General features: G+C 73.5%; 26 protein-coding genes. 9 read left to right on the top strand and 17 right to left on the bottom strand.

Translation table 11 applies throughout. The features are described 5' to 3' along the window. From AB0I42_RS23750 to AB0I42_RS23740, 3 genes are all read right to left on the bottom strand, one after another. Positions 1-927 (bottom strand): DMT family transporter, encoded by a 927-nt coding sequence (locus AB0I42_RS23750; RefSeq protein WP_357540095.1) that lies wholly within the window; start codon positions 925-927, stop codon positions 1-3. Positions 928-994: 67 nt separating this feature from the next. Beyond that, entirely contained in the window at positions 995-1,897 is a 903-nt protein-coding gene (gene hisG, locus AB0I42_RS23745; protein ID WP_357540093.1) for an ATP phosphoribosyltransferase, read from the bottom strand. Positions 1,898-1,938: 41 nt separating this feature from the next. Then, positions 1,939-2,220 carry a phosphoribosyl-ATP diphosphatase gene (locus AB0I42_RS23740; protein ID WP_357540152.1) on the bottom strand — a complete coding sequence of 94 codons (282 nt, stop codon included), beginning with the start codon at positions 2,218-2,220 and terminating at the stop codon, positions 1,939-1,941. Between the two features lie 249 nt (positions 2,221-2,469). Here AB0I42_RS23740 and AB0I42_RS23735 point away from each other — a divergent pair, with 249 nt between their 5' ends. Genes AB0I42_RS23735 through AB0I42_RS23725 form a run of 3 tightly spaced genes read left to right on the top strand, consistent with a single transcriptional unit; the run spans position 2,470 to position 4,923 of the window. Next, positions 2,470-3,342, top strand: a complete 873-nt coding sequence (locus AB0I42_RS23735) for an ABC transporter substrate-binding protein (RefSeq protein WP_357540091.1) — start codon at positions 2,470-2,472, stop codon at positions 3,340-3,342. Further along, positions 3,339-4,178: an amino acid ABC transporter permease gene (locus AB0I42_RS23730; RefSeq protein ID WP_357540089.1), complete on the top strand. Its 840-nt coding sequence runs from the start codon at positions 3,339-3,341 to the stop codon at positions 4,176-4,178. Before AB0I42_RS23735 ends, AB0I42_RS23730 begins: the two co-directional genes overlap by 4 nt. A gap of 1 nt (position 4,179) precedes the next feature. Then, positions 4,180-4,923 carry an amino acid ABC transporter ATP-binding protein gene (locus tag AB0I42_RS23725; RefSeq protein ID WP_357540087.1) on the top strand — a complete coding sequence of 248 codons (744 nt, stop codon included), beginning with the start codon at positions 4,180-4,182 and terminating at the stop codon, positions 4,921-4,923. Positions 4,924-5,010: 87 nt separating this feature from the next. Here the strand turns inward: AB0I42_RS23725 and ribH are convergent, their stop codons facing one another. The 6 genes from ribH to rpe all read right to left on the bottom strand — a co-directional run bounded on the left by ribH (position 5,011) and on the right by rpe (position 10,641). Beyond that, complete coding sequence (gene ribH, locus AB0I42_RS23720) at positions 5,011-5,478, bottom strand: 6,7-dimethyl-8-ribityllumazine synthase (protein ID WP_357540085.1); 468 nt, start codon at positions 5,476-5,478, stop codon at positions 5,011-5,013. Positions 5,479-5,514: 36 nt separating this feature from the next. Beyond that, positions 5,515-6,768, bottom strand: a complete 1,254-nt coding sequence (locus AB0I42_RS23715; RefSeq protein ID WP_357540083.1) for a bifunctional 3,4-dihydroxy-2-butanone-4-phosphate synthase/GTP cyclohydrolase II — start codon at positions 6,766-6,768, stop codon at positions 5,515-5,517. After that, complete coding sequence (locus AB0I42_RS23710) at positions 6,768-7,397, bottom strand: riboflavin synthase (RefSeq protein ID WP_357540081.1); 630 nt, start codon at positions 7,395-7,397, stop codon at positions 6,768-6,770. The genes AB0I42_RS23715 and AB0I42_RS23710 overlap by 1 nt, the downstream gene beginning before the upstream one ends. 3 nt (positions 7,398-7,400) lie before the next feature. After that, positions 7,401-8,462, bottom strand: a complete 1,062-nt coding sequence (ribD, locus tag AB0I42_RS23705; RefSeq protein WP_357540079.1) for a bifunctional diaminohydroxyphosphoribosylaminopyrimidine deaminase/5-amino-6-(5-phosphoribosylamino)uracil reductase RibD — start codon at positions 8,460-8,462, stop codon at positions 7,401-7,403. Positions 8,463-8,900: 438 nt separating this feature from the next. Further along, complete coding sequence (locus AB0I42_RS23700; RefSeq protein WP_357540077.1) at positions 8,901-9,863, bottom strand: response regulator; 963 nt, start codon at positions 9,861-9,863, stop codon at positions 8,901-8,903. 97 nt (positions 9,864-9,960) lie between these two features. Further along, on the bottom strand, positions 9,961-10,641 hold the full coding sequence (gene rpe / locus AB0I42_RS23695; protein WP_357540075.1) for a ribulose-phosphate 3-epimerase: 681 nt from the start codon (positions 10,639-10,641) through the stop codon (positions 9,961-9,963). 138 nt (positions 10,642-10,779) lie between these two features. Here rpe and ppgK point away from each other — a divergent pair, with 138 nt between their 5' ends. Continuing rightward, entirely contained in the window at positions 10,780-11,514 is a 735-nt protein-coding gene (ppgK, locus tag AB0I42_RS23690) for a polyphosphate--glucose phosphotransferase (RefSeq protein ID WP_357540073.1), read from the top strand. 93 nt (positions 11,515-11,607) lie between these two features. Here the strand turns inward: ppgK and AB0I42_RS23685 are convergent, their stop codons facing one another. After that, complete coding sequence (locus AB0I42_RS23685) at positions 11,608-12,108, bottom strand: DUF456 domain-containing protein (protein WP_357540071.1); 501 nt, start codon at positions 12,106-12,108, stop codon at positions 11,608-11,610. A gap of 210 nt (positions 12,109-12,318) precedes the next feature. On the opposite strand from AB0I42_RS23685, the gene AB0I42_RS23680 reads away from it, so the two are divergent. From AB0I42_RS23680 to AB0I42_RS23665, 4 genes are read left to right on the top strand one after another with little or no spacing between them, the layout of a single operon-like run. Next, entirely contained in the window at positions 12,319-13,191 is an 873-nt protein-coding gene (locus tag AB0I42_RS23680; RefSeq protein ID WP_357540069.1) for a septum formation family protein, read from the top strand. 23 nt (positions 13,192-13,214) lie between these two features. Further along, positions 13,215-14,087, top strand: coding sequence for a septum formation family protein (locus AB0I42_RS23675; RefSeq protein WP_357540067.1), 873 nt, complete (start codon positions 13,215-13,217; stop codon positions 14,085-14,087). An 8-nt stretch (positions 14,088-14,095) separates the two neighbouring features. Beyond that, positions 14,096-14,992 carry a septum formation family protein gene (locus AB0I42_RS23670; protein WP_357540065.1) on the top strand — a complete coding sequence of 299 codons (897 nt, stop codon included), beginning with the start codon at positions 14,096-14,098 and terminating at the stop codon, positions 14,990-14,992. After that, the gene (locus AB0I42_RS23665) at positions 14,989-15,897 is read left to right on the top strand and encodes a septum formation family protein (protein WP_357540063.1); all 909 of its coding nucleotides are present in this window, start codon (positions 14,989-14,991) and stop codon (positions 15,895-15,897) included. The genes AB0I42_RS23670 and AB0I42_RS23665 overlap by 4 nt, the downstream gene beginning before the upstream one ends. Before the next feature lie 68 nt (positions 15,898-15,965). Here AB0I42_RS23665 and AB0I42_RS23660 read toward each other — a convergent pair whose 3' ends face one another. The 4 genes from AB0I42_RS23660 to AB0I42_RS23645 form a co-directional block, all read right to left on the bottom strand. Continuing rightward, complete coding sequence (locus AB0I42_RS23660) at positions 15,966-17,486, bottom strand: transcription antitermination factor NusB (RefSeq protein ID WP_357540061.1); 1,521 nt, start codon at positions 17,484-17,486, stop codon at positions 15,966-15,968. After that, positions 17,483-18,409 (bottom strand): methionyl-tRNA formyltransferase, encoded by a 927-nt coding sequence (gene fmt, locus AB0I42_RS23655; RefSeq protein WP_357540150.1) that lies wholly within the window; start codon positions 18,407-18,409, stop codon positions 17,483-17,485. Before fmt ends, AB0I42_RS23660 begins: the two co-directional genes overlap by 4 nt. A gap of 5 nt (positions 18,410-18,414) precedes the next feature. Further along, positions 18,415-18,975: a peptide deformylase gene (def, locus tag AB0I42_RS23650; protein ID WP_357540059.1), complete on the bottom strand. Its 561-nt coding sequence runs from the start codon at positions 18,973-18,975 to the stop codon at positions 18,415-18,417. A 184-nt stretch (positions 18,976-19,159) separates the two neighbouring features. Next, on the bottom strand, positions 19,160-19,741 hold the full coding sequence (locus AB0I42_RS23645; RefSeq protein WP_357540057.1) for a type 1 glutamine amidotransferase domain-containing protein: 582 nt from the start codon (positions 19,739-19,741) through the stop codon (positions 19,160-19,162). Positions 19,742-20,122: 381 nt separating this feature from the next. On the opposite strand from AB0I42_RS23645, the gene AB0I42_RS23640 reads away from it, so the two are divergent. Continuing rightward, positions 20,123-20,299, top strand: a complete 177-nt coding sequence (locus AB0I42_RS23640) for a hypothetical protein (protein WP_357540055.1) — start codon at positions 20,123-20,125, stop codon at positions 20,297-20,299. A 16-nt stretch (positions 20,300-20,315) separates the two neighbouring features. Here the strand turns inward: AB0I42_RS23640 and AB0I42_RS23635 are convergent, their stop codons facing one another. The 3 genes from AB0I42_RS23635 to AB0I42_RS23625 all read right to left on the bottom strand — a co-directional run bounded on the left by AB0I42_RS23635 (position 20,316) and on the right by AB0I42_RS23625 (position 23,332). Next, entirely contained in the window at positions 20,316-20,960 is a 645-nt protein-coding gene (locus AB0I42_RS23635) for a hypothetical protein (protein ID WP_357540053.1), read from the bottom strand. Positions 20,961-21,042: 82 nt separating this feature from the next. Beyond that, positions 21,043-21,252 carry a phosphatidylethanolamine-binding protein gene (locus tag AB0I42_RS23630; RefSeq protein WP_357540051.1) on the bottom strand — a complete coding sequence of 70 codons (210 nt, stop codon included), beginning with the start codon at positions 21,250-21,252 and terminating at the stop codon, positions 21,043-21,045. Between the two features lie 64 nt (positions 21,253-21,316). Next, a complete protein-coding gene (locus tag AB0I42_RS23625) occupies positions 21,317-23,332 on the bottom strand; it encodes a primosomal protein N' (protein WP_357540148.1) in 2,016 nt (671 codons plus the stop codon). Positions 23,333-23,428: the final 96 nt, after the last annotated feature.

The following is a 23,428-nucleotide window of genomic DNA, read 5'->3' as shown; positions in this document are numbered from 1 at the left end:
TCAGGAACCGGCCGGGGCGGGGCGGACAACCCGGCCGGACACGACCACCGCCACCGCCGTCAGCAGCGCGCCGGCCAGCACCGCGAGGCTCGCACCCGGGCCGCCGGGCACGATCAGGTCGAGCAGCAGCGCGCCGCCGAGCTGGCCGCCGACGATGGCCAGCCCGGTCCGCAGTACGCCGACGGACCGGACGCTGAGCAGCAGGATCACCACGATGGTCACGGCGAGTACGCCGCCGACGTAGAGGTACCAGTCGGTCGGCCACGGCCCGCTCAGGTGCGGCAGCACGCCGAGCGCCACCGCGGCGGCGACGACGGCCGGGGTGCTGACGGCGAAGTTGACGGCGGTGCCGGCGGCGTTGCTGCTGGCCGCCGAGAGCCGCGCGTTGAGCGCGGACTGCAACGCCACGGCGAGGCCGCCGGCGACCGCGAGCGCGACCCCGGCCAGAGCCAGGTCGCCGTACGGGCGGCCGACCTGGGCCAGCGCGACCGCGCCGATCCCGAGCAGGGCGCCGGCCACCCGTGGCCAGGTCAGCGCCAGGCGTCCACCGGGTGCCAGGCCGCCGCGGTCGACCGCCAGCCCGCCGAAGCTGTTGCCGGTCACCTGGGCGATGGTGAACAGGGCGACGCCGAGCACCGGTACGGCGTAGGTGGCGGCGGTGACGAAGAACGCGCCGCCGAGCCCACCGAGGTAGGCCCACCACGGCAGCCCGGACCGCCACAGGGCCCGCAGTCCGGTGCGCATCGACGGCATGACCAGCAGCCCGACGAGCACGACGGTCGTACCGACGGCGTTGTTGACCACGGCGCCGAGGGCGGCGTTGCCCATCCGGGCGCCGAGTTCGGCGTTGGTGGCACTTTGCGCCGCCGAGGCGACCCCGCCGACGGTGGCCAGGCCGAGGGCCACCCAGCCGGGCAACGTCTTCACGACCGGCCCCCCGGCCCCGCACCGGCCACCCGGCCGGCCCGGTCGCCCGGGCCGGCCCCGGTCGGCCTCACAGCCGGCAGGCGTGGATGACGGTGACCAGGATCGCCCGGGCGCCCAGGTCGTACAGCTCGTCCATGATCCGGTGTACGGCGTCGCGCCGCACCATCGCCTGGACGGCGACCCAGCCCTCGCGGTGCAGCGGCGAGATGGTCGGCGACTCGATGCCGGGCGTCAGCGCGGACGCCTGGTCAAGCAGGTCGGCGCGTACGTCGTAGGCGAGCATCACGTAGCGGCGGGCGACCAGGACGCCCTGGAGCCGGCGGATGAGCTGGCCCGCCTGTCCGCTGAGCGGCGCGGCCGGGCCGCTGCCACCGCCGGCCGCGTCGACGCCGGCCGCCGGGGCGGACGGCGCGTCGGAGCGGCCGATCAGCACCGCCGTGGAGTGCAGGATCGGCTCGCCGACGACGACCAGGCCGGCCTGGCGCAGCGTGGCGCCGGTCTCGACCACGTCGGCGACGACGTCGGCGACACCGAGCCGGATGGCGTTCTCGACCGCGCCGTCGAGCCGGATGACCTCGGCCTCGCGGCCGTGCTCGGCGAGGTGGCGGGCGACGACACCGGGGAACGAGGTGGCGATCCGCCGGCCACTGACGTCGCCGTCGGGGCCGAGGGTGCCCGGCCGGGCGGCGAACCGGAACGAGGCGGCGGCGAAGTTCAGGTCGAGGATCTCGGTGGCCGGGCTGTCGGAGTCGACGAGCAGGTCGCGGCCGGTGATGCCGAGGTCCAGGTCGCCGGAGCCGACGTAGGTGGCGATGTCGCGGGGGCGCAGGTAGAAGAACTCGACGTCGTTGCCCTCGTCCTGGCAGACGAGGTCACGGTCGGAGGTGCGTTGACGGTAGCCGGCCTCGCGCAGCATGTCGGCGGCCGGACGGGAGAGGGTGCCTTTGTTGGGTACGGCGATCCGCAGCATCTGGTGCTCCTTGTGACGTTTCCGGTCGGGCGACGGGCACGTCACAGATGTCGGTAGACGTCCTTGAGCTCCAGTCCGGTGGCGAGCATCAGCACCTGGGCCTGGTAGAGCAGTTGGGAGATCTCCTCCGCGGCGCGTTCGGGGCCCTCGTGCTCGGCCGCCATCCACGCCTCGGCCGCCTCCTCGACGACCTTCTTGCCGATCGCGTGCACGCCGCGCTCCAGCGCGGCCACCGTCCCCGATCCCGGGGTGCCGGCGGCGGCCTTGGCCTGGAGTTCGGCGAACAGCTCCTCGAACGTCTTCACGGGTACGGATTCTCGCAGCCGCCCCGGTCCGGCCCCGCCGCCGGCCCCTCCCCGTTCCCATCCCCTGGCCCGCCGCCGCCACGCCAACCCCCGTCGATCTTGCACTTGTCGCCCGACAAAAGCCCCGAAAGGGGGAGATAATCGCAAGATCGCGGGAGCCGGGACGGGGGTGACCGGCCGCGCCGGTACGTGGGGCAGGTCACGGGGAAGTCGCGATGCTGTGACGGCTGACGATCCCTGCCGCCACGCGCCCTATGCTCACCAGCCATGGCACGCCCATCCACCACCGTCACGCGCCTCGCCGCGACCGGCGCCCTACTGGTCGCCCTCGCCGGCTGCGCCCCCGAGGAACCCACCCCCACCACCTCCGGCACCCCCGCCGCCGGTTCGGCCTGCACGAAGGAGTCGCTGCCGACCAGGACCGCGGGCAAGCTCACCATCGGCACCGACGACCCGGCGTACGAGCCGTGGTTCAGCGGCAACGACCCGGCCAACGGGCAGGGCTTCGAATCCGCGGTCGCGTACGCGATCGCCGAGAAGCTCGGCTACGCCAAAGAGGACGTGGTCTGGACCCGGGTCCGGTTCGACAACGCGATCGCCCCGGGGCCGAAGGAGTTCGACTTCGACATCAACCAGTTTTCCATCACCGACGCCCGCAAGCAGGCCGTCGACTTCTCCTCCCCCTACTACAAGGTGCGGCAGACGATCATCGCGCTGAAGTCGTCGAAGATCGCCGGCGCCACCTCGCTCGCCGACCTCAAGGACGCCAAGCTCGGCGCCCAGGTCGGCACCACCAGCTACTCGGCGATCACCGAACTGGTCCAGCCCAACAGCCAGCCGCAGGTCTACAACAGCAACGACGACGCGAAGAAGGCCCTCCAGAACGGCCAGATCGACGGTCTCGTGGTCGACCTGCCGACCGCCTTCTACATCACCGCCGCGGAGATCACCGACGCGAAGATCGTCGGCCAGGTGCCGCAGGTCGGCGTACCGGAGCTGTTCGGCCTGGTCCTGGACAAGGGGTCGGCGCTGACCGGCTGCGTCAGCACCGCCGTCGACGACCTGAGCCGGGCCGGCACGCTCGCCGAGCTGGAAAAGAAGTGGCTCGCCCAGGTGGCGGGCGCCCCCGAACTCACGTGACACCGCACACCCCGTCGAAACACCAGATCGAGCGGGCCGCCTACCGCAGGCGGCAGACGGTCCGCTCGGTGCTGGTCGCCGCGCTGTCGACCGGGGTGCTCGGCACCCTGCTCGTCGTCGCGGTCACCGGTGCGCCCGGCTGGGAGCGGGTCCGCGCGTCGTTCCTCGACCTCGACATCGCCCGCGACGCGTTCCCGGCCGTCCTCACCGGACTGTGGCTCAACGTACGGCTGCTGGTCTTCTGCGCGCTCGGCGCACTCGCCCTCGGCCTGCTGATCGCGTTGCTGCGCACCCTGCGCGGCGCGGTCTTCTTCCCGGTCCGGGCGCTGGCGACCGGCTACACGTACACGTTCCGCGGCCTGCCGCTGATCATCGTGCTGTACGTGCTCACCCTCGGCGTGCCCGGGCTGCGGCTGCAGGGCATGCCGAGCGTGCTGGTGCTCGGCGGCGCCGCCCTGGTACTGACGTACGGCGGCTACCTGGCCGAGGTGTTCCGGGCCGGCATCGAGTCGGTGCACCCGAGCCAGCTCGCGGCGGCCCGCTCGCTCGGGCTGACGTACCGGCAGACGATGCGGCACGTGGTGCTGCCGCAGGCGGTGCGCCGGGTGGCGCCGCCGCTGCTCAACGACACCGTCGCGCTCCAGAAGGACGTCGGGCTGGTGTCGCTGGCCGGTCCGATCGACGCGGTACGCGCCGCGCAGATCGCGACCGCCGAGACGTTCAACTACACCCCGTACATCGTGGCCGGGATGCTTTTCGTGCTGCTGGCGATCCCGCTGATCGCGGTCACCGACTGGGTGACGCTGCGGGCGGCCCGCCGCCAGGCAGGAGGATGAGATGGCGGTGCTGTCCTGCCGGGGCCTGCGCAAGGTGTTCGCCGGCAACGTCGTACTCGACGGGCTGGACCTCGACGTCGCCGAGCACGAGGTGGTGGCGCTGATCGGGGCGTCCGGCTCGGGCAAGTCGACGCTCCTGCGCTGCGTCAACCTGCTGGAGGAGATCGACGACGGCACGATCCACCTCGACGGCGACCACATCACCGCCCCCGGCACCGACGCCGACCGGGTACGCCAGCGGATCGGGATCGTGTTCCAGGCGTACAACCTGTTCCCGCACCTGACGGTGCTGGACAACATCACCCTCGCCCCGCGCCGGGTGCACCGGCGGGACCGGGCCGACGCCGAGGCGCAGGCCCGCGACCTGCTGGCCCGGGTGGGGCTGGCGGAGAAGGCCGGCGCCTATCCCGACCGGCTCTCCGGCGGTCAGCAGCAGCGGGTGGCGATCGTCCGGGCACTGGTCAACTCGCCGCGGCTGATGCTGCTCGACGAGGTCACCTCGGCCCTGGACCCGGAACTGGTCGGCGAGGTGCTGACCATGATCCGCGACCTGAAGGCGGACGGGATGACGATGGTGCTGGCCACCCACGAGATGAGCTTCGCCCGGCAGGTCGCCGACCGGGTCTGCTTCCTCGACGGCGGCCGGGTGATCGAGCAGGGCCCGCCCGAGCGGGTGTTCGGTGACCCCACCGAGCCGCGTACGAGGCAGTTCCTGCGCCGCATCATCGAGGCCGGCCGCCTCTGACACCCCCGCGATCTTGCACTTGTCGCCGGGCAAACCCGACAAAGGGAGGAGACAACCGCAAGATCGCGGGGATGGGAGGCGCGGGGGTCAGAGGGCGCGGATGGCCAGGGCGGCGTCGAGCACCGCGACGGCGCTGTCCCAGCCCTTGTCCTCGGCCGAGTCGGGCAGGCCGGCCCGGTCGCGGGCCTGCTCGATCGTGTTGACCGTCAGCACCCCGTGGCCGACCGGGGTCGACTCGTCGAGCGCGACCCGGGTCAGCCCCTCGGTCACCGACTGGCAGACATAGTCGAAGTGCGCGGTCGCGCCGCGTACGACGACGCCGAGCGCCACCACCGCGTCGCAGCGGCGGGCCAGCGCCTGCGCCACCACCGGCAGCTCCACCGACCCGGCGACCCGGGCGACCACCACCTCGCGTACGCCGCACGCCTTGCCGGCCGCGACCGCCCGGTCGAGCATGTGGTCGACCAGTTGCCCGTGCCAGCGCGCGGCGACCACGCCGAGCGTCAACCCGCCCGCGTCCACCGTGGACACCCCGGGGGCACCGAATCCCGCCATCGTCAGACTCCGTTCCGTGGAAAGGCCGGTGGACCGCTACGCCGTACCGTCGGCGACGGCGTCGAGCCGGCCCGTCTCGTTGTCCAGCTCGTCGAGCAGGTGTCCCATCCGGTCACGCTTGGTGCGCAGGTAGCGCACGTTCTCCGGATGCGAGCGCACCGGCAGCCGCACCCCGCCGACGATCTTGAGGCCGTAGCCCTCCAGCCCGGCGCGCTTCGCCGGGTTGTTGGTGATCAGCCGCATCGACCGGACGCCGAGGTCGTAGAGGATCTGGGCGCCGGTGCCGTAGTCGCGGGCGTCGGCCGGCAGGCCCAGTTCCAGGTTGGCGTCGACGGTGTCGCGCCCCAGGTCCTGCAACTGGTAGGCCTGCAACTTGTGCAGCAGCCCGATGCCGCGCCCCTCGTGGCCGCGCACGTACAGCACGACGCCGCGCCCCTCCTGCGCCACCCGGGCCAGCGCCGCGTCGAGCTGCGGGCCGCAGTCGCAGCGCAGCGAACCGAACACGTCCCCGGTCAGGCACTCCGAGTGCACCCGGACCAGCACGTCCTCACCGTCGCCGAGGTCGCCGGCGACCAGGGCGATGTGCTCGTTGGTGTCGTACTCGGCGCGGTAGCCGACCGCCCGGAACACCCCGTGCGCGGTCGGGATGCGGGCCTCCGCGACCCGCTCGACCTGCTTCTCCGTACGCCGCCGGTAGGCGATCAGGTCGGCGATGGTGATCAGCGTCAGTCCGTGCTCGGCGCTGAACCGCGCGAGGTCCGGCAGCCGCTGCATGGTGCCGTCGTCGTTGACCAGCTCGCACAGCACCGCCGCCGGTCGCAGGCCGGCCAGCACGGCCAGGTCGACGGCGGCCTCGGTGTGCCCGGGCCGGCGCAGCACCCCGCCGGCCTTGGCCCGCAGCGGCACCACGTGGCCGGGCCGGGCCAGGTCGGCCGGCGACGTCGCCGCGTCGGCGAGCAGCCGGATGGTGTGCGCCCGGTCGGCGGCCGAGATGCCGGTGCTGACCCCCTCGCGGGCGTCGACGGTGACCGTGTACGCGGTGCCGCGCCGGTCCTGGTTGGTGTGGTACATCGGCGGCAGTTCGAGCCGGTCGGCGTCGGCCTCGGTCAGCGGCGCGCAGATGTAGCCCGAGGTGTGGCGGACCATGAACGCCAGCAGTTCCGGGGTGGCCAGCTCGGCGGCGAAGATCAGGTCGCCCTCGTTCTCGCGGTCCTCGTCGTCCACGACGACGACCGGGCGGCCGGCCGCGATGTCGGCGACGGCCTGCTCGATGGTGCCGAAGGTGCCCATCACGACCGCCCCGAAAGCGGCGCGGCCGACGCGGCGCCGGTCCCGCCCAGCAGCTTCTCCACGTACTTGGCGATCACGTCGACCTCCAGGTTGACCGGGTCACCGACGCCCTTGCGGCCGAAGGTGGTCAGGGTGAGGGTGGTCGGGATCAGACCGACCGAGAACGAGTCGTCGTCCACGTCGACGACGGTCAGCGACACCCCGTCGACGGTGATCGAGCCCTTCTCGACCACGTAACGGGCGAGGTCGGCGGGGAGCGAGAACCGCACCGTCTCCCACTTCTCGGCGGGTTCCCGGGCGGTGATCGTGGCCACCCCGTCGACGTGCCCCTGCACCAGGTGACCGCCAAGCCGGGTGGCGAGCGTGGCCGCCCGCTCCAGGTTCACCCGGTCGCCCTCGGCCAGCGCGCCGAGCGACGAACGGCGCAGCGTCTCGCCCATCACGTCGGCGGTGAACACGTCACCGTCGACGTCGACGACGGTCAGGCAGACGCCGTTGACCGAGATCGAGTCGCCGTGCCGGGCGTCCGGGGCGACCACCGGGCCGCGTACGGCGACGAGCACCGAGTCGGTGCCGGTGTCGGTGACCCGGATGATCTCGCCGAGTTCCTCGACGATGCCGGTGAACATGCCCTAGCCCTCCCTCTTGCGGGGAACCGCGGTGAACCGCAGGTCGGGGCCGACCTGGGTGATGTCGACGAAGTCCAGCTCGATGATCTCGGCGATCGTGGTCACGCCGGCCCCGGAGAGCGCGGCCGGGCCGGCGCCGAGCAGCTTCGGCGCGACGTACCCGATCACCCGGTCGACGAGGCCGGCGGCCAGGAACGCCCCGGCGAGCGTCGGCCCGCCCTCCAGCAGCACCGACCGGACACCGCGCCGGTCCAGGGCCGCGAGCAGCGCCGGCAGGTCGACCCGCCCGCCGTCGACGGTGCCGACCTCGTCGGCGGTCGCGACCCAGGTCCGGGCGGCGCCGTCGCGGACCCGGGCCTGTTCCGGGGTACGCCCCGAGGAGTCGACCACGACCCGCAGCGGCTGCCGGATGGCGAGGCTGCCGTCACGCAGGTTGCGGGCGGTGAGCCGGGGGTCGTCGGCGAGCACGGTGCCGACGCCGACCAGGACGGCGTCGACGGTGCCGCGCAGGGCGTGCACGTCCATCCGGGCCGCCTCGGAGGTGATCCACATGCTGGTGTTGTCGGCGGCGGCGGACCGGCCGTCGAGGGTGGCGGCGTATTTCCAGGTCACGTACGGCCAGCCGCGGCGTACCGAGGTCAGCCAGGCGATGTTGCCGGCCTCCGCCTCGGCGGCGCGAACCCCGGTGACCACCTCGATCCCGGCCTCGCGCAGCGTGTGCGCGCCCCCGGAGGCGACCGGGTTGGGGTCGCTGACCGCGACCACGACCCGGGAGATGCCGGCCTGGATCAGCGCCTGCGCGCACGGGCCGGTGCGGCCAGTGTGGTTGCACGGTTCCAGGGTGATGACGGCGGTGCCGCCCTTGGCCCGCTCACCGGCCTGCGCCAGCGCCACGATCTCGGCGTGCGGACCGCCGGTGTAGGCGTGGAAGCCCTCGCCGACGACCTCGCCGGACGGGTCGAGCAACACGCAGCCGACCACCGGGTTGGGGCTGGTGGTACCGAGCCCCCGGGCGGCCAGCGCGATCGCGCGGCGCATCGCCTCGTCGGTGGAGACGTTCGCCATGGTGCTGCCCCTGCTTTCCTCGCGTGCCGGTCGGCGCGCGGGCAGGGGGATGAGCGGCGGCGAACCCGGGGACGGCGGAGCCGACCCCGGAAAAGCCCGAGGAACGGCACACGAAAGGTGCCGTCGACGGACCCGTCCGTCCCGCGCGCTGTCTCCCATCCGGACTGTCTGGGCGCGGGCCGCCGGGCGACCTGCCCCCAACCGTCGGCCCTGGAATCGTCACCAGGTCAACCGGCCGTTGGTTACGACCGGGTCGCGGGCTGACCGGGGCGGAAACCCCGGATCACCGCCGGTTCGGAATTACACCGAGTCCCGCCAGCGCGTGGTGGGTACTGCCCAGAGTCTTACACGTCCGCGCGCACAAGGCGCGCCAGGGGCGACCTACGTCACACTCGCCGGCCCGCTCCCTGGCCGCCTCTTCGCAGGCGTCGGCCCAGGTCAGTGACTGTTGAGCCGGCGGTCGGCGGCGATGAACGAGCCGGGCTGACTCTTCGCCACCGACTTCATCTCGTTGGCGACCGCGATGATCTCGCGCGGGTCGGTGAACCGCCGCGTCGGGGTCGACAGGGCCACCCCGACCGACAGGGTCACCAGGTGGGCCTTGTGCACGTTGCCGCGCCGGTCCTTGACCTCGACGAAGCCACGTTTGGCGTCGCGCGGGTCGTACAGTTCGTCGGCGGCGCTCTCGAAGTCGACGACGGCCCGCTCGGTCAGCGGCCGGACCTGGTCGGGGGCGCAGACGATCACGAAGTCGTCGCCGCCGACATGGCCGAGGAAGGCCGGCGGCAGACCCGCGCCGAGAACCGCCCGGTGCAGGCTGCGGGCCAGGGCGCTGATGAACTCGTCGCCGCGGCCGAAGCCGTAGCAGTCGTTGACGCTCTTGAACCGGTCGATGTCGATGTAGCAGACGGCGTAGTCGAAGCCGCCGCGTACCCGGTCGGTGATCTCCCGCTGGATCCGGGTGTTGCCCGGCAGCCCGGTCAGCGGCGACAGCTCGCGGTATTCCCGGTTGCGGCGCAGTGTCGAGACGACCCGGGCCACCAGCTCGGAGGTGTCGAACGGCTTGACCAGGTAGTCGTCGGCGCCGGCGGTGAGCCCGACCACCTTGTCGACCGTGAGCCCCTTGGCGGTCAGCATGATGATCGCCAGGGCGGCCGACAGCGGGTTGGCCCGCAGCCGGCGGGTCAGCTCCAGGCCGTCGATCTGCGGCATCATCAGGTCGACCACGGCCAGGTCGGGGCGGTGCCGCTCGACCATCGCCAGCGCCTCCAGGCCGTCGCGGGCGCGGATCACCTCGAAGCCGTGCAGGCGAAGGTTGAACTCGACGAACCGGGCGATGTCGTCGTCGTCGTCCACGACCAGGATCAGGTCGGGACGGGCATCGGCCGGCTCGACGCTCACCGCCGGCCCCTGCCGTCCGCCGCGACGGCGGGGCGGGACCGGCGGGGCCGGACCGGCCCGCCCACCGCCGCGCTCCCGCGCATCCCGCCCGCCCCGTTCACGCCCGCGCCGCGGCGCGCTCGGCGAGCCGCCGCAGCTTCCGTACGGCCTCGGCCGGATCGTCGGCCCCGTAGACAGCGGTTCCGGCGACGAACGCGTCGGCGCCGGCGTCGGCGGCCTGCTCGATGGTGTCGGCGGCGATCCCGCCGTCGACCTCGATCCGCAGCTCCAGGTGGCCGGCGTCGACGTGCCGCCGGGCGGCGCGGACCTTGTCGAGCAGCTCGGGGATGAACCGCTGCCCGCCGAACCCGGCCTTGATCGTCATGATCAGCAGGGTGTCGAAGCTGGGCAGCAGTTCCAGGTAGGGCTCGATCGGGGTGTCCCGGTCGATCGCCAGACCCGCCTTGGCACCGGCCGCCCGCAGGTCGCGGGCCAGCGCCACCGGATTGTCCGACGCCTCGGCGTGAAAGGTGACGTTGTAGGCACCGGCGTCGGCGTAGCCGGGCGCCCAGCGCCGCGGATCCTCGATCATCAGGTGTACGTCGAACGGCAGCGACGTGGCCGCGATCAGGCTCTGCACGACCGGCAGGCCGATCGTCAGGTTGGGCACGAAGTGGTTGTCCATCACGTCGACGTGCAGCCAGTCCGCGGCCCCCTCCACCGCCCGGGCCTCGTCGGCCAGGTTGGCGAAATCGGCGGCGAGGATGCTGGGCGCGACGATCGGAGCTGGGGCGTTCACCGCGCCAGTGTACGAATCATCGACCGGCACCGGACACGCGCCACCGCCGAAGGTCACGTAGGTTCGTTGTTCCAGTGGACACGGCAGCCGGCGGGTGCGGGTGGCATCCCCGGGTGCGGAACGGACGGTGAGTGGTCAATGAGCGTGTTGGGCGTCGACATCGGCGGTTCGGGCATCAAGGGGGCACCGGTCGACCTCGCGACAGGTGAACTCGCCCAGCCCCGGCAGCGGATCGAGACCCCGGCACCGGCCGACGTGACCAGCGTGGTGGAGACCGTCGCCGAGGTGGTGTCCCGCTTCGACGCGACCGACCGGGTCGGGATCACCTTCCCCGGCGTCGTCGTCGACGGTGTCGTACGCACCGCGGCCAACATGGACGCCTCCTGGCTGGACGCCCCGGCCGCCGAACTGTTCGCCGCCCGGATCGGGATGCCGGTCGTGGTGCTCAACGACGCCGACGCGGCGGGCGTGGCCGAGATGACGTACGGGGCCGGACGCGGGCGGCCCGGCGTGACCCTGATGCTCACCTTCGGCACCGGCATCGGCAGCGCCCTGTTCCTCGACGGGAGGCTGGTGCCGAACACCGAGTTCGGTCACCTGGAGCTGCGCGGCGGCGACGCCGAGGACTACGCCTCCGACCGGGCCCGCCAGCTCGACGGGCTGGACTGGCCGACCTGGGCCGGCCGGGTCCAGGAATACCTGGAGATGGTGGAGATGCTGCTCCGCCCCGATCTGATGATCATCGGCGGCGGGGTGAGCAAGAAGGCGGCCGAGTTCCTGCCGCTGATCGACATCCGCACCCCGGTGGTGCCGGCCGAACTGCGCAACACCGCCGGCATCGTCGGCGCGGCCCAGGCCGCCACGCTGCGCTGACCGGCACCCGGACCGCCCGGCCGGGGTGCCCCGGCCGGGCGGCCTGTTCGCCGGCGGCGAGGTGACCACCGGGCGGACCGTCCCGGCCTGCCGTCAGACGACGATCAGGCCGACGACCCAGACGAAGGCGATTCCCAGCGCGGCGCCGAGCTCGATCAGCATCGACAGGCCGGCGGCCTTCAACGCGTTCTTCGTCGACGGCCACGCGGCCTGGTTGTCGCCCAGCCGCATCCGCTCGGCCAGCCACACCCCGAGCACGAAGCCGAGGATCAGGCCCACCACCGGCACCACGAAGAACCCGACGAGGCCGAGCAGGCCGCCGAGCAGCAGCGTCCGGTTGGGCACGCCGGAACGTTTCAGGTTGCGGCCCGGCCAGGCGTACTGGACGACGGCGCCGACGACCGCGATCAGGGTGGCGACGGCCAGGATCACCCACTTCACCCAGCCGCCGTCGGCGAAGATCGCCCACAGCAGCACGCCACCCCAGCACAGCGGCAGTCCCGGCAGCACCGGGACGATCACCCCGAGGATGCCGACGACGATCGCCACCCCGGCGATGAACGTGATCAGTGTGTCGGTGTCCGCGAGGTTCATATCGGCACTCCAGCGGCGAAGCGGACGGATCGGCGTCATCGTACGTCGGCCCCGCGAGTTGGCCGCTTTCCAGCGCGGCGGTGGGGTGATCAATTCCAGCCGTACGGCCGACCCACGCGCACACCGGGTGCCGTAGGCTCCACGCCCGTCGGCCAGCCGCACCCGGCTTCGGAAACGGTCGGCTCCATCCCGATGCACGGAGGGTCATCGATGCGACGGCACCCGGCGGCACTGGCCGCGTGTGTCGTACTGCTGATATCCGGCTGTGGCATCCCCGACGACCTGGACCGGGACCTGACCGACGACTGGCCGGCACTCGCCGCGCCCACCCGCGTCACACCCCGCGCCGGGCAGTGCCACCGGTCGGTCGCGAGCATCGAGGTCCACCGTGACGACTTCCGGCCGATCGAGTGCACGATGACCCACCAGGACGAGACCTCGTACGTCGGCACGTTTCCCAACACCGGCACCCGGCCGGCGACCGACGGCCCGGCGATGCACGCCGCGTTCGACGAGTGCGACGAACAGTCCCGGTCCTGGCTCGGGGCCGACTGGCGCGCCGCCGCCCTCGATCTCAACGTCCGGGTGCCGACCGAGAACGCGTGGCGGGGCGGGGCCCGCTGGTTCCGTTGCGACCTCAGCCAAACCGACGATCTGGGTTCCAACGTGAAGCTCGACCGCCGCAGTTCCCTCGAAGGCTCCCTGACGGGTGACTCCGACCTGCTGCACCGATGCTTCGAGATCGTCACCTCCGACGGATTCGTCGATTCGACGAAACCGGTGCCGTGCACCGAGCGGCACCAGGGGGAGTTCGTCGGCGTCCACACCGCCACCCACGGCAGCCACGCCGCCCTCACCGCGGACCTCGACGGAACCCACCGTGCCTGTCTGCGCCTGGTCGCCGCGTACGCGAAGGTTCCGGTCGACGGAAACCTCGAACACCGCGCCGGGACCATCGCCTACCCGCCCGACGAGTACGAGTGGGCAGCCGGCGACCGGGGTGTCCAGTGCCTGCTGTGGCTGGAGGACGGCCTGAGCCGCTCCGTACGCGGCGGCGGCACCAGAGCACTGCCCATCCAATGAGCCCGAAAGGCATGGAACGATCAATGCGACGGTGGATGGCGGCCCTGGCCGCGACCGTGACGCTGGCCGTGGCGACCGGCTGCGGCAACCCGGCCGGAGTCGACGGCATGCTGACCGACGACTGGCCGGAGTTGCCGGCGGCGGTCGGCTTCGTGCCGGAGGCGAACGTCTGCCACGAGTACGCCGGCTGGGTACGCCGCAAGGCCACCGACTACCGTCCCGTCGCCTGCACCGAGAAGCACCTGGCCGAGACCATCCAGGTCGGCACCTTCCCGGCGGCGGTGACCGAGTATCCCGACGGCGGCACCAAGCCGCTGCATGACGCGTACGCCGAATGCGACAAGGCGTCCCGGGGTTGGCTCGGTGGCGACTGGCGGGAGGCCGCGCTGACGCTGAACGTCGTACCGCCCAGCCAGAACGCCTGGCGTGGCGGCGCCCGCTGGTTCCGCTGCGACCTCGGCCGGCGCAACTCCATCGAGGACGACGGGCCCCGTTCCGGCACGGCGTCGCTCAAGGACGCGATGACCAACGGGTCGGAGCCGCGCTACGGCTGCTACGACTTCGACGAGGACGAGAACAAGGCGACTCCCGCCCCGTGCAACCGGCGGCACACGGCCGAGTTCGCCGGCAGCTTCGAGACGAACCTGAGCTGGGAGAAGCTGACCGCTGAAGGCAGCCACGAGGACATCCACCGCAACTGCCGGAAGGTCATCGCGAAGTTCGCGAAGGTGCCCGACGACGGCAACGTCAAGTACCGCACCGGCAGCATCTACTACTACCCGACCCTCGACGAGTGGACGATGGGCAGCCGTAGCATCCGCTGCCTGGCCTGGTTGTCGGGCGGCATCAGCCGGTCCGTACGCAATGGCGGCAACAGCGCCCTCCCGATCGGGTGAGGACCCACATGCGTGAGCGGCGACCGCTCCGTACCCTGCTCGCGACGCTGGCCGCCGGCCTGATCCTGGCGGTGGCCAGCTGCGGCAACCCGGCCGACGTCGACGGCCTGCTCACCGATGACTGGGCGGCCCTGCCCGAGCCGGTCGCGGTCGTACCGGTCGTCGGCCTGTGCCACGAATCCGTCTCGGGCAGCACCAGGATCTCGATGGCCGACCACCGCCCCGTCGACTGCGACATCACCCAGCGCGCCGAGACGGTGCACGTCGGGACGTTCGAGGACGCCGACTCCGCCCCGCCGGACGGCAGCCCGACGATCCGGGCCGCGTTCGCCGAGTGCGACCGGAAGGCCCGCGACTGGGTCGGCGGGGACTGGCGGACGGCGCGGCTGAAACTGGCGGTCCGTACGCCCACCGAGACGGCCTGGAGCGGCGGTGCCCGGTGGTTCCGGTGTGATCTCAGCGAGGTCCGGGCCCTGGACGCCACCCTCGGGGTGGGGCGTAAGGGCTCGCTGAAGGACGCGTTGAGGACGCAACCGGAGCTTCTCTACGGGTGCTTCAAGGTCATCCTGGCGCCGGACGACACCGTCGCGTCCATCCCGGGGACGACGTGCGACAGACCGCACGAGAGCGAGTTCGTCGGGATCCACACCACGAAACATGTGACCTACGAGGCGTTCCTGGACGACGAGGCGGCCACCCACACGGCCTGCCTGCGGCTGGTCGCCGCCTACGCGAAGGTGCCCGTCGACGGCGACCTGGAGTACCGTGCCGGCACGCTCTTCTACGAGCCGGACGAGGCGGCCTGGACGGCCGGCGACCGCGGCGTGCGATGCCTGCTCTGGATGCCGGACCAGCTGACCCGATCCGTACGCGGGGGCGGCGACAACGCCCTCCCGGTCCAATGAGGACGACGACGCGGCACCAACGCGCACGCCGGCTGCTCGCGGCGCTGGCCGCCGGCCTGGCCCTGGCGGTCACCGGCTGCGGCAACCCGGCCGGGGTGGACGGCCTGCTCACCGACGACTGGGCGGCCCTGCCCGAACCGGCCGTCGTCGTGCCGGCGGTCGGCGAGTGCCATCCGTACGCGATGCGCCAGGACGCGCCGGCCGCCGACTACCGCCCGGTGGACTGCGGGACACGGCACCAGGCTGAAACCCTCCACGTCGGACAGTTCGACGCCGGGGTCACCGCGACGCCGCAACTCGGCGACCCCGCCATGGTGGCCGCGTTCGCCACGTGCGACGGAAAGGCCCGCGAGTGGCTGGGCGCCGACTGGCGCACCGCCCGCCTCGACCTGCGCGCGATCGTGCCCACCCCACCGGCCTGGCAGGGCGGCGCCCGCTGGTTCCGGTGTGACGTGGTGGAACGCATCGCCCTCGACGATCCCCGGCCGGTCAACCGGGAGGGCTCCCTCCAGGGTGCGCTGAAAACCGATTCCGAACTGCGGCTCGGTTGTTTCCGGCACCGGCTGCGCCCGGGCCGGTGGACCGACAAGCTGGAGCCGGTCGCCTGCCAGGAGACACACCACAGCGAGTTCGCCGGGGTGCACATGGTGGCCGACCAGAGCCGGGAAGAGGCATTCGGTGACGACCGGATGCGGGACGGCTGCTATCGGGTGATCGCGAAGTACACCGACGTGCCGGTCGGCGACGTCCGTCGCCGCGTCCGCGCGATCGTGCTGCCGCCTGAGGAGCCCGAGTGGCGTGCCGGTGACCGGGGCGTCAAATGCCTGCTCTTCTTCGGCGACGACTTCCCGGTCAACCGGTCGATGCGCGACGCCGGAACCGGCGTGCTCCGCCTCTGGGGGTGAGGCTCCGCCTCTGGCGGTGACACGGTACGGGCGGGCGGGGTCGGTTCCCGCGCCCGCCCGTACCCCGGTCAGTCGGTGCGGCGCAGCACCGCCAGGAACATCGCGTCGGTGCCGTGCCGGTGCGGCCACAGCTGCACCGTCGGCCCCTCGCCCAGCCCCGGCATCCCGGCCGGCAGCAGCGGGCGGGCGTCGACGAAGTCGACCGACACCCCGGACCGGCGGGCCGCCTCGGTGACCGTCACGTGCGTCTCGACGGTGTGCGGCGAGCAGGTGACGTAGGCGACGACACCGCCCGGCCGGACCGCGTTCAGGGCGGCGCCCAGCAGCTCGCGTTGCAGCCGGGTCAGCGGCGGCAGGTCGGACGGCTGGCGGCGCCACCGCGACTCCGGGCGCCGGCGCAGCGAGCCGAGGCCGGTGCAGGGGGCGTCGACCAGCACCCGGTCGAAGCCGCCGGCGGGGAGTTGCTCGTCGCGGCCGACGGTGCGCCCGTCGGTGGCCAGCACGGTGACCGGCATGCCGCGTACCGCCTGGGCGACCAGCGCGGCCCGGTGTTCGGCGACCTCGACCGCGGTCAGGTGGGCGTCGCGCTGGGCGGCCAGCGCGCCGAGCAGGCCCGCCTTGCCGCCCGGCCCGGCGCACAGGTCGAGCCAGCGCCGGTCGTCGCCGTCGACCGGGGCTTCGGCGAGGGCGAGCGCGACCAGTTGGGAACCCTCGTCCTGCACGTGCGCCCGACCGTCGCGCACCGCGTTCAGGTCGCCCGGCGCGCCGCCGGGCAGATAGACGGCGTACGGGGAGAAGGCGCCCGGCGCCCCGCCGACCTGGTCGGCGATCTTGACGGCGTCGGCGCGGCCGGGGCGTACGCACAGGTGCACCGGCGGGGGCTCGTTGTCCTCGATGAGCAGCCGGGTCGTCTCGCCGAGGTCGCCGCCGAGCGCCTCGGAGAACGCCCGCACTATCCACCGTGGATGGTGGTGGGCGATGGCGAGGTGCCCGAGCGGGTCCGCCTCGTACGCCGGGGCGAGCTGCTCGACCCAGCCGTCGGCGTCCTTCACCGTGATCCCGCGCAGTACGGCGTTGACGAACCCGGTCGCTCCGGGCGCGACGGCGCGGACCAGGTCGACCGTCGACGACACCGCGGCGTGTGCCGGCACCCTGGTGTGCAGGATCTGGTAGGCGCCCAACCGCAGCGCGTCACGGGCCGGCGGGTCGATCCGGTCGACGTCCCGCTCGGCGGCCGCGGCGATGATCAGGTCGAGGGTGCCCTGCGCCCGCAGGGTGCCGTACGTCAGCTCGGTGGCGAACGCCGCGTCCCGGCCGTACAGACCCATGTCGCGCAGGATCGCCGGCAGCACCAGGTTCGCGTACGCGTCGTCACGGTAGACCGCGGCGATCGCCTCGTACGCCGCCTGCCGTGCGCGGTCCACGACGGACCGGGCGGACCGCGCCGGGCGGCCGTCGCGCCCCGGCCGGGCGTCCCGGCTCCGGAAGTCGCGGTCCTGACCACGTGGGTCGCGGCCCCGGCTGTCGCGGGCCGGGTGTGCCGGGCGGGTGGCCGGGTGGCCGCCCTCGTGCGGGTTGGTGTCGGTCACTCGAAACACTCCCCCGCCGTGACGCGCACGCCACGTGCCCAGTCGGTGGCCGGCATCGCCTTCTTGCCCGCGGCGCGGACCTCGCCGAGCGCGACGGGTGTGGTGGCCGTACCGGCCAGCACCTGGCTCCGCTCGACAAGCAGTTCGCCGGGTGCGAGGTCGGGACCGTTGGCGACCGGGCGCACCGGGCCGAGCTTGACCCGGTCGGACCGGAACGTGGTCCAGGCCCCGGGGGCCGGGGTGCAGGCCCGGATACGCCGGTCGACCGCGAACGCCGGGTCCGTCCAGCGGACCTGGGCGTCCTCGGCGGTCAGCTTCGGAGCCAGGCTGACCCCGTCGGCGGGCTGCGGCTCGGCCCGCGCCGCACCGGAGGCGATCGCGTCGAGCACCGCGACCAGCAGCCCGGCGCCGGAGACGGCGAGCCGCTCCAGCAGGTCGCCGGAGGTGTCGCCGGGCCGGATCTCGTCGGTGAGCGTGCCGAAGACCGGGCCGGTGTCCAGGCCGGCCTCCAGCTGGAAGACGCTGGCGCCGGCCAGCTCGTCGCCGTGCAGCACCGCGTGCTGCACCGGCGCCGCACCGCGCCAGGCCGGCAGCAGCGAGAAGTGCAGGTTGATCCAGCCCTTCGCCGGAATGTCCAGCGCCACCTGCGGCACCAGGGCGCCGTACGCGACGACCGGCACCACGTCGGGCGCGAGACTCCGCAGCCGGTCCAGGAACTCGGGCTCGCGCGGCTTCTCCGGGGTGAGTACCTCGATGCCACGCTCGTCGGCCCAGGCACCGACGGGTGAACGGACCAGCCGGCGGCCCCGGCCGGCCGGGGCGTCGGGCCGGGTCACCACGGCCAGCAGCTCGTGGCCGGCGGCGGCGATCGCGTCGAGGGCGGGTACGGCGACGGCCGGCGTACCGGCGAATACCAGGCGCAAGCGGGTCACCGGCCCAGCCCGAACGGGTTGCCCGCGTCGTGCGGGCTGACCTTGACCACCGGCGGGGCGGCGCGGTCGTACCAGTCCGCCTGCCGGATCGCCTTCATCGCCTCCTTGCGGCCCTGCGCGTCGAGCCGGTCGAGGAAGAGCACCCCGTCGAGGTGGTCGGTCTCGTGCTGCACGCAGCGGGCCATCAGGCCGGTGCCGACCACCTGCACCGGGTCGCCGTACGAGTTGAAGCCCTTGGCCACCACGTTCATCCGCCGTTTGGTGTCGAAGTAGAGCCCCGGGATCGACAGGCACCCCTCGGGGCCGTCCTGCTCCTCCTCGTCGGGGAAGTCGAGCACCGGGTTGATCAGGTGACCGACGACGTCGTCGACGTCGAAGGCGAAGACCCGCAGGCCCACACCGAGCTGCGGGGCGGCGAGGCCGGCACCGCTGCTGTCCAGCATGGTGTCGGTGAGGTCGGCGACGAGCTTGCGCAGCTCGGCGTCGAAGTCGACCACCGGCTCGGCCGGCGTGCGCAGCACCGGATCTCCGAACAGGCGGATGGGCTGGACGGTCACGCGGGATGGCTCCTTCACGTACGGCGGCGGTGCTGACGGTCCAGTCTACGGCCGTGGCCGGGGGCCGCCCGGCCCCGGCACGGCGGGGGGCCGTGGCCCACACGCCGAGGGGGTGGGTCCTCCCGACGCGGGCCACGGCCCCGTCCACCGGACACCCGCCTGCCGCGGGTCCGGTGCTCAGGGATCAGACCGTCGCCATCTGGCCGGCCTGCCGCCCGGTGGCTATCTCCTCGACCATCGCCGCGCAGAACGCCGGGATGTCGTCGGGCCGTCGGCTGGTGACCAGCCCCGCATCCACCTGGACCTCCTTGTCCACCCAGATGCCGCCGGCGTTCATGATGTCGGTGCGCAGGCTCGGGAACGACGTCACCGTCCTCCCCCCGACCACGTCGGCCTCGACCAGGCTCCACGGGCCGTGGCAGATCGCGGCGACCGGCTTGTGCTGCTCGAAGAACGACCGGACGAAACGCATCGCGGCCTCGTTCATCCGCAGGCGGTCCGGGTTGACCGCGCCGCCGGGCAGCACCAGCGCGTCGTAGTCGTCGGCGCTGGCCTCGTCGACGGTCCGGCTGACCTCGTAGCTGCCGGCCTTCTTCAGGTCCTTCTCCATCGCCTGGATCCGGCCCGGCCGGATCGACACCAGCTCGACCTGTGCGCCGGCCTCCTCGGCGGCCTTGCGCGGCTCGGTGTACTCGACCTCCTCGACCCCATCGGCGGCCAGGAACGCCACCCATCGGCCCGTCAGCGGGTTCTGCTGGGCTGTCATGATGCGGCCTCCTTCCGCGGCACGGCTCGCGAATCCGCACCGCTCATCGACCAGCGTTCCCGCCCCCACCCCCGGCAAACGCGTCGATGCCGATGCGTCGGTGGCGTCCCGATGGCCGCGAACGGTGACCGCGTTGATCAAGGACTCGTTGCGCGGCAATTCGGACCAAAGAGCCACGTTTACTCCTTGATCAGCGAGGTGTGGACTGCCCGGCGGGCGGGCAGACCGGGCAGCCCGGACGAAGCGGCCGGGCGGATCGGACGGACCGACACAAGCCGAAACACGGGAGCCGCGGGCCGAAGCGGCGGCGCTCCCGGCAGGACCGGCATCCGAGCCCCGAAGCACGCGGAGCAACTGACCGATCACTCTAGGTTTCGAGTCGTGGACAACCGTCGGTTCCGGACGATCGCGTCCTTCGGGGCGGGGATCGCCGTTCTGGTCTTCGGCATCGGTGGCAGCGAGGAGGGCCGGCCGTCAGGCGCCATCTTCGTGCTCGCCGCCATCGCCGCGTTCATCGTGTGGTCGGTGACCAAGCCGCCGGCCAGCGACAAGAAATGACTCCCGCCGTCCGGGGCTAGCGTGCGGCGACCACGTCGCCGGCCGAATCCGGGTCCAGCGCCACCCGGACCAGCGCCGCCGTCAACCGGGCGAAGTCCCGCTCCGGCACCAGCCCGGCCAGCGCGTCCGGCGCGGACGGCAGGCCCACCCGGTCGGCGCCGGCGGCGACCCGCCGGTCGGCGTACGGCCGGACGTCGTCCCACACCGCCTGCGCCTCACGCAGGTAGATGTCGGCGCCGGTGGGTCCGATGCCCGGAAACTCGGTCAGCAGCTTGCGGGTCCGGGACAGGTCGCCGGCCGCCTCGGCGTGCAGCCGCCGCAGGTCGCCGCGCCACCGGTCCAGGCACAACCGCGCCTCTTCGGCGAGCATCGTCGCGGTCCGCTCGTCGTACCGGCGGTAGTGGCCCCGGCCGAGCGCCGCGATCAGGTCCGGGCGGCGGGCGGCGGCCATGTCCTTCGGGGTACGCAGGCCGGCGGCGAACAGTTCCCGGGCGGCGGCGGTCGCCACCCCCGCCCGGATGCGGGTGCTCAGCAACGTGGCGAGCACCAGTAGCTGGTACAGCGGGCCCGGCGCGTCGGCGAGCCGGATGCCGGCCTCCTCGGCGTAGAGGCGGCCGTGCCGGTCCAGCAGTGCCCGGACCCGTACCCGATCCGCGCTCATCCTTTCCCTCCGTCCCCAGGCCGCGTCGGGCCCGGCATGCCGTCGGCGGGGGCCGCAGGCATGCCGGGCGGACGCCGGCCGGTCACTTGGGCTCGCCCGGTCCCCGTTCGCCCTTGGGACCCAGGCCGCGTGTGCCGCGCAGCACTCCGGTGCGCCGCTCGTCCTCGCGCAGGACCCGGTTGGCCAGCTCGTCGGCGCGGCCGTCCGGGGCCACCCCGGTGTTCTCGATCTCGTTACGCAGCCGGGCACGCTTGATGTCGTACCCCTTGCTGCCTGGCCGTTTACCCGACATCACGTCCTCCCTCGTCTGCGACACGGTGGTCTACCCGCGTCTGCGGAGGCCAACCACCGGGTACTCAGAAGAGGTCGTGCGGGTCGACCTGGACGCGGACCGGCCGGGCGGCCTTGCGGGCCGACCGGATCCCGGCCGCCTCGTGCAGGGCGCGGGCCAGCGCGGCCGCCCCGGAGCGGGCCACCCGGACGAGCATCCGTTCCTGGCCGTCGCCGGCCGGGACCGGCCCCAACACGACCGCGCCGTCGGGCAGCCGGGCCGCGGCCAGCAGGTCGGCGACCGCCTCGGGTACGCCGGTGACGCTGGCCATCCGTACGGCCGGCGGGAAGCCGAGTTCCCGGCGCTCGGCGAGTTCCCGGCCGGCGAACCAGCCGGGATCCCAGCGCAGCAGGGCCTGAACCGGGGTGAGCCCGCCGTCGGCGACGACCACGACCCGGCCGCCGGCCGCCGCCGGGCGGGCCAGCGCCGCCGCCGCCATCCAGCGGCGCAGCGCCTCCTCGCCGGCCCGCAGGTCGGCCCGGGTCAGCATGGCCCAGGTGTCGAGCAGCAGCACCGCGCCGTAGCCGCCGTCGGCGACCGGTTCGGCGCCGGGCGTGGCGACCACGAGGGCGGCGCCGCCGGGTACGGCGGCCAGCACCTCGTCGCGTCCGGAGGTGCGTACCGGGGCGCCGGGGAAGGCCCGGCCGAGTTCCTCGGCGGTGCGGCGGGCGCCGACGACGGCGGCCCGCAGCCGCCGGCCGCCGCAGGTCGGGCAGGTGTACGCGGCGGTGACGCGGCCGCACCACCGGCAGGCGGGCGGGGCGTTCGCCGAGCGCAGGGCGAGCGGGCCGGCACAGTGCGCGCACCGGGCCGGGGTACGGCAGTCGACGCAGGCGACGGCCGGCAGGTAGCCGCGCCGGGGCACCTGCACCAGCACCGGGGCGTCGGCCTTCAACGCGGCCCGGGCGGCGTCCCAGGCGAGGCTGGGCAGCCGGGCGGTCGCGGCGGCCGGGTCGCGGGCCAGCTGCGGGTCGTCGCCGGTCGGCCGCACCGCCGGGGTACGCGCCCGCAGCGTGGCCCGGCTCGCCACGATCTCGCGGGCCCAGCCGGTCTCGACGAGCTGCTGCGCCTCCCCGGTGCGGGCGTACCCGCCGACCAGCACGGCGGCGTCGGCGAGCTGGGCACGGGTCAGCAGCACCTCGCGGGCGTGCGGGTACGGCGCCCGGGGTTCGGCGTGCAGGTCGTCGCCGTCGTCCCAGATGGCGACCAGGCCGAGGCGCTCGACCGGGGCGAACATGGCGGCCCGGGTGCCGACCACGACGGGTACCTGCCCGCGGCTGGCGGCGAGGAAGGCCCGGTAGCGCTTGGCCGGGCCGAGGGCGGCGGACAGTGCGACGTGCCGGCCCGGGCCGAGGACGGTGGAAAGCGCGGTGTCGAGCCGGTCGAGGTCGCGGGCGTCGGCGACGACGGCGACCGCGCCCCGGCCGGTGCCGACGGTGGCGGCGATGGCGTGCGCGTACGCGGCGGCCCAGTCGGTGCCGGGCAGTGCCGACCAGACGGCCCGGGGCCGACGCTCTTCGGCGAGCGCCCGCAGGAACCCCGGCCCCGCCGGGTAGTCCCCCCACCCGCCGTCCCCGTCCCCCGTCCCCCGCTCCGCTGCCCTTTCCGTCCCCCGCTCCGCCGAACTCTCCGCGATCTTGCGGTTGTCTCCCCCTTCTGTCCCGTTCTGGGCGGCGACATCCGCAAGATCGCGGGGCGGGGTGGCCTGTTCGGCGCGGGCGTGGCGGGGTGGGACGGCCAGTCGCAGTACGTCGGCGAGATTGCCCGCGTAGCGGTCGGCGACCGCCCGGGCGAGCCGGGCGACCTCCGGGGTCAGTACCCGTTCGGGTGACACCAGCCGTTCGAGGAAGGCGAGCTTGCCGTCGTGGCCGGACGAGTCGACCCGGTCCAGCAGCCAGCCGTCGACGAGCTGCCCGGCGAACCGCACCCGGACCCGGGTGCCGGGCAGTGCCGTCTCCTCGACGTCGGCGGGGACCAGGTAGTCGAACGGCCGGTCGAGGTGGGCCAGCGGCACGTCGACACAGACGCGGGCGACCGGCAGCCGCTGGGCGGGCTGCCGGTCGCTCCGGCTACGTGTCGTGGTCACCGCGCCATCCTGCCTGGGTCCGGCGGTCGGCTGCCGACCGCCGGGAACCGC

The sequence above is a fragment of the Polymorphospora sp. NPDC050346 genome (assembly GCF_040655695.1).
GTDB classification, from domain to species: Bacteria; Actinomycetota; Actinomycetes; order Mycobacteriales; family Micromonosporaceae; genus Polymorphospora; species Polymorphospora lycopeni.
Note: the sequence above shows the minus strand (reverse complement) of the source record. Positions and strands in the feature narration are given on the sequence as shown.

Excerpts from the sequence above, each read along its gene's own strand:
- AB0I42_RS23680 (WP_357540069.1), top strand. The coding sequence starts at position 12,319 with ATGCGACGGCACCCGGCGGCACTGGCCGCGTGTGTCGTACTGCTGATA.
- ppgK (WP_357540073.1), top strand. The coding sequence starts at position 10,780 with ATGAGCGTGTTGGGCGTCGACATCGGCGGTTCGGGCATCAAGGGGGCA.
- AB0I42_RS23710 (WP_357540081.1), bottom strand. The coding sequence starts at position 7,397 with ATGTTCACCGGCATCGTCGAGGAACTCGGCGAGATCATCCGGGTCACC.
- AB0I42_RS23645 (WP_357540057.1), bottom strand. The coding sequence starts at position 19,741 with ATGACAGCCCAGCAGAACCCGCTGACGGGCCGATGGGTGGCGTTCCTG.
- AB0I42_RS23735 (WP_357540091.1), top strand. The coding sequence starts at position 2,470 with ATGGCACGCCCATCCACCACCGTCACGCGCCTCGCCGCGACCGGCGCC.
- AB0I42_RS23725 (WP_357540087.1), top strand. The coding sequence starts at position 4,180 with ATGGCGGTGCTGTCCTGCCGGGGCCTGCGCAAGGTGTTCGCCGGCAAC.
- ribD (WP_357540079.1), bottom strand. The coding sequence starts at position 8,462 with ATGGCGAACGTCTCCACCGACGAGGCGATGCGCCGCGCGATCGCGCTG.
- ribH (WP_357540085.1), bottom strand. The coding sequence starts at position 5,478 with ATGGCGGGATTCGGTGCCCCCGGGGTGTCCACGGTGGACGCGGGCGGG.
- AB0I42_RS23715 (WP_357540083.1), bottom strand. The coding sequence starts at position 6,768 with ATGGGCACCTTCGGCACCATCGAGCAGGCCGTCGCCGACATCGCGGCC.
- AB0I42_RS23670 (WP_357540065.1), top strand. The coding sequence starts at position 14,096 with ATGCGTGAGCGGCGACCGCTCCGTACCCTGCTCGCGACGCTGGCCGCC.
- AB0I42_RS23665 (WP_357540063.1), top strand. The coding sequence starts at position 14,989 with ATGAGGACGACGACGCGGCACCAACGCGCACGCCGGCTGCTCGCGGCG.
- AB0I42_RS23635 (WP_357540053.1), bottom strand. The coding sequence starts at position 20,960 with ATGAGCGCGGATCGGGTACGGGTCCGGGCACTGCTGGACCGGCACGGC.
- AB0I42_RS23675 (WP_357540067.1), top strand. The coding sequence starts at position 13,215 with ATGCGACGGTGGATGGCGGCCCTGGCCGCGACCGTGACGCTGGCCGTG.
- hisG (WP_357540093.1), bottom strand. The coding sequence starts at position 1,897 with ATGCTGCGGATCGCCGTACCCAACAAAGGCACCCTCTCCCGTCCGGCC.
- AB0I42_RS23630 (WP_357540051.1), bottom strand. The coding sequence starts at position 21,252 with ATGTCGGGTAAACGGCCAGGCAGCAAGGGGTACGACATCAAGCGTGCC.
- AB0I42_RS23685 (WP_357540071.1), bottom strand. The coding sequence starts at position 12,108 with ATGAACCTCGCGGACACCGACACACTGATCACGTTCATCGCCGGGGTG.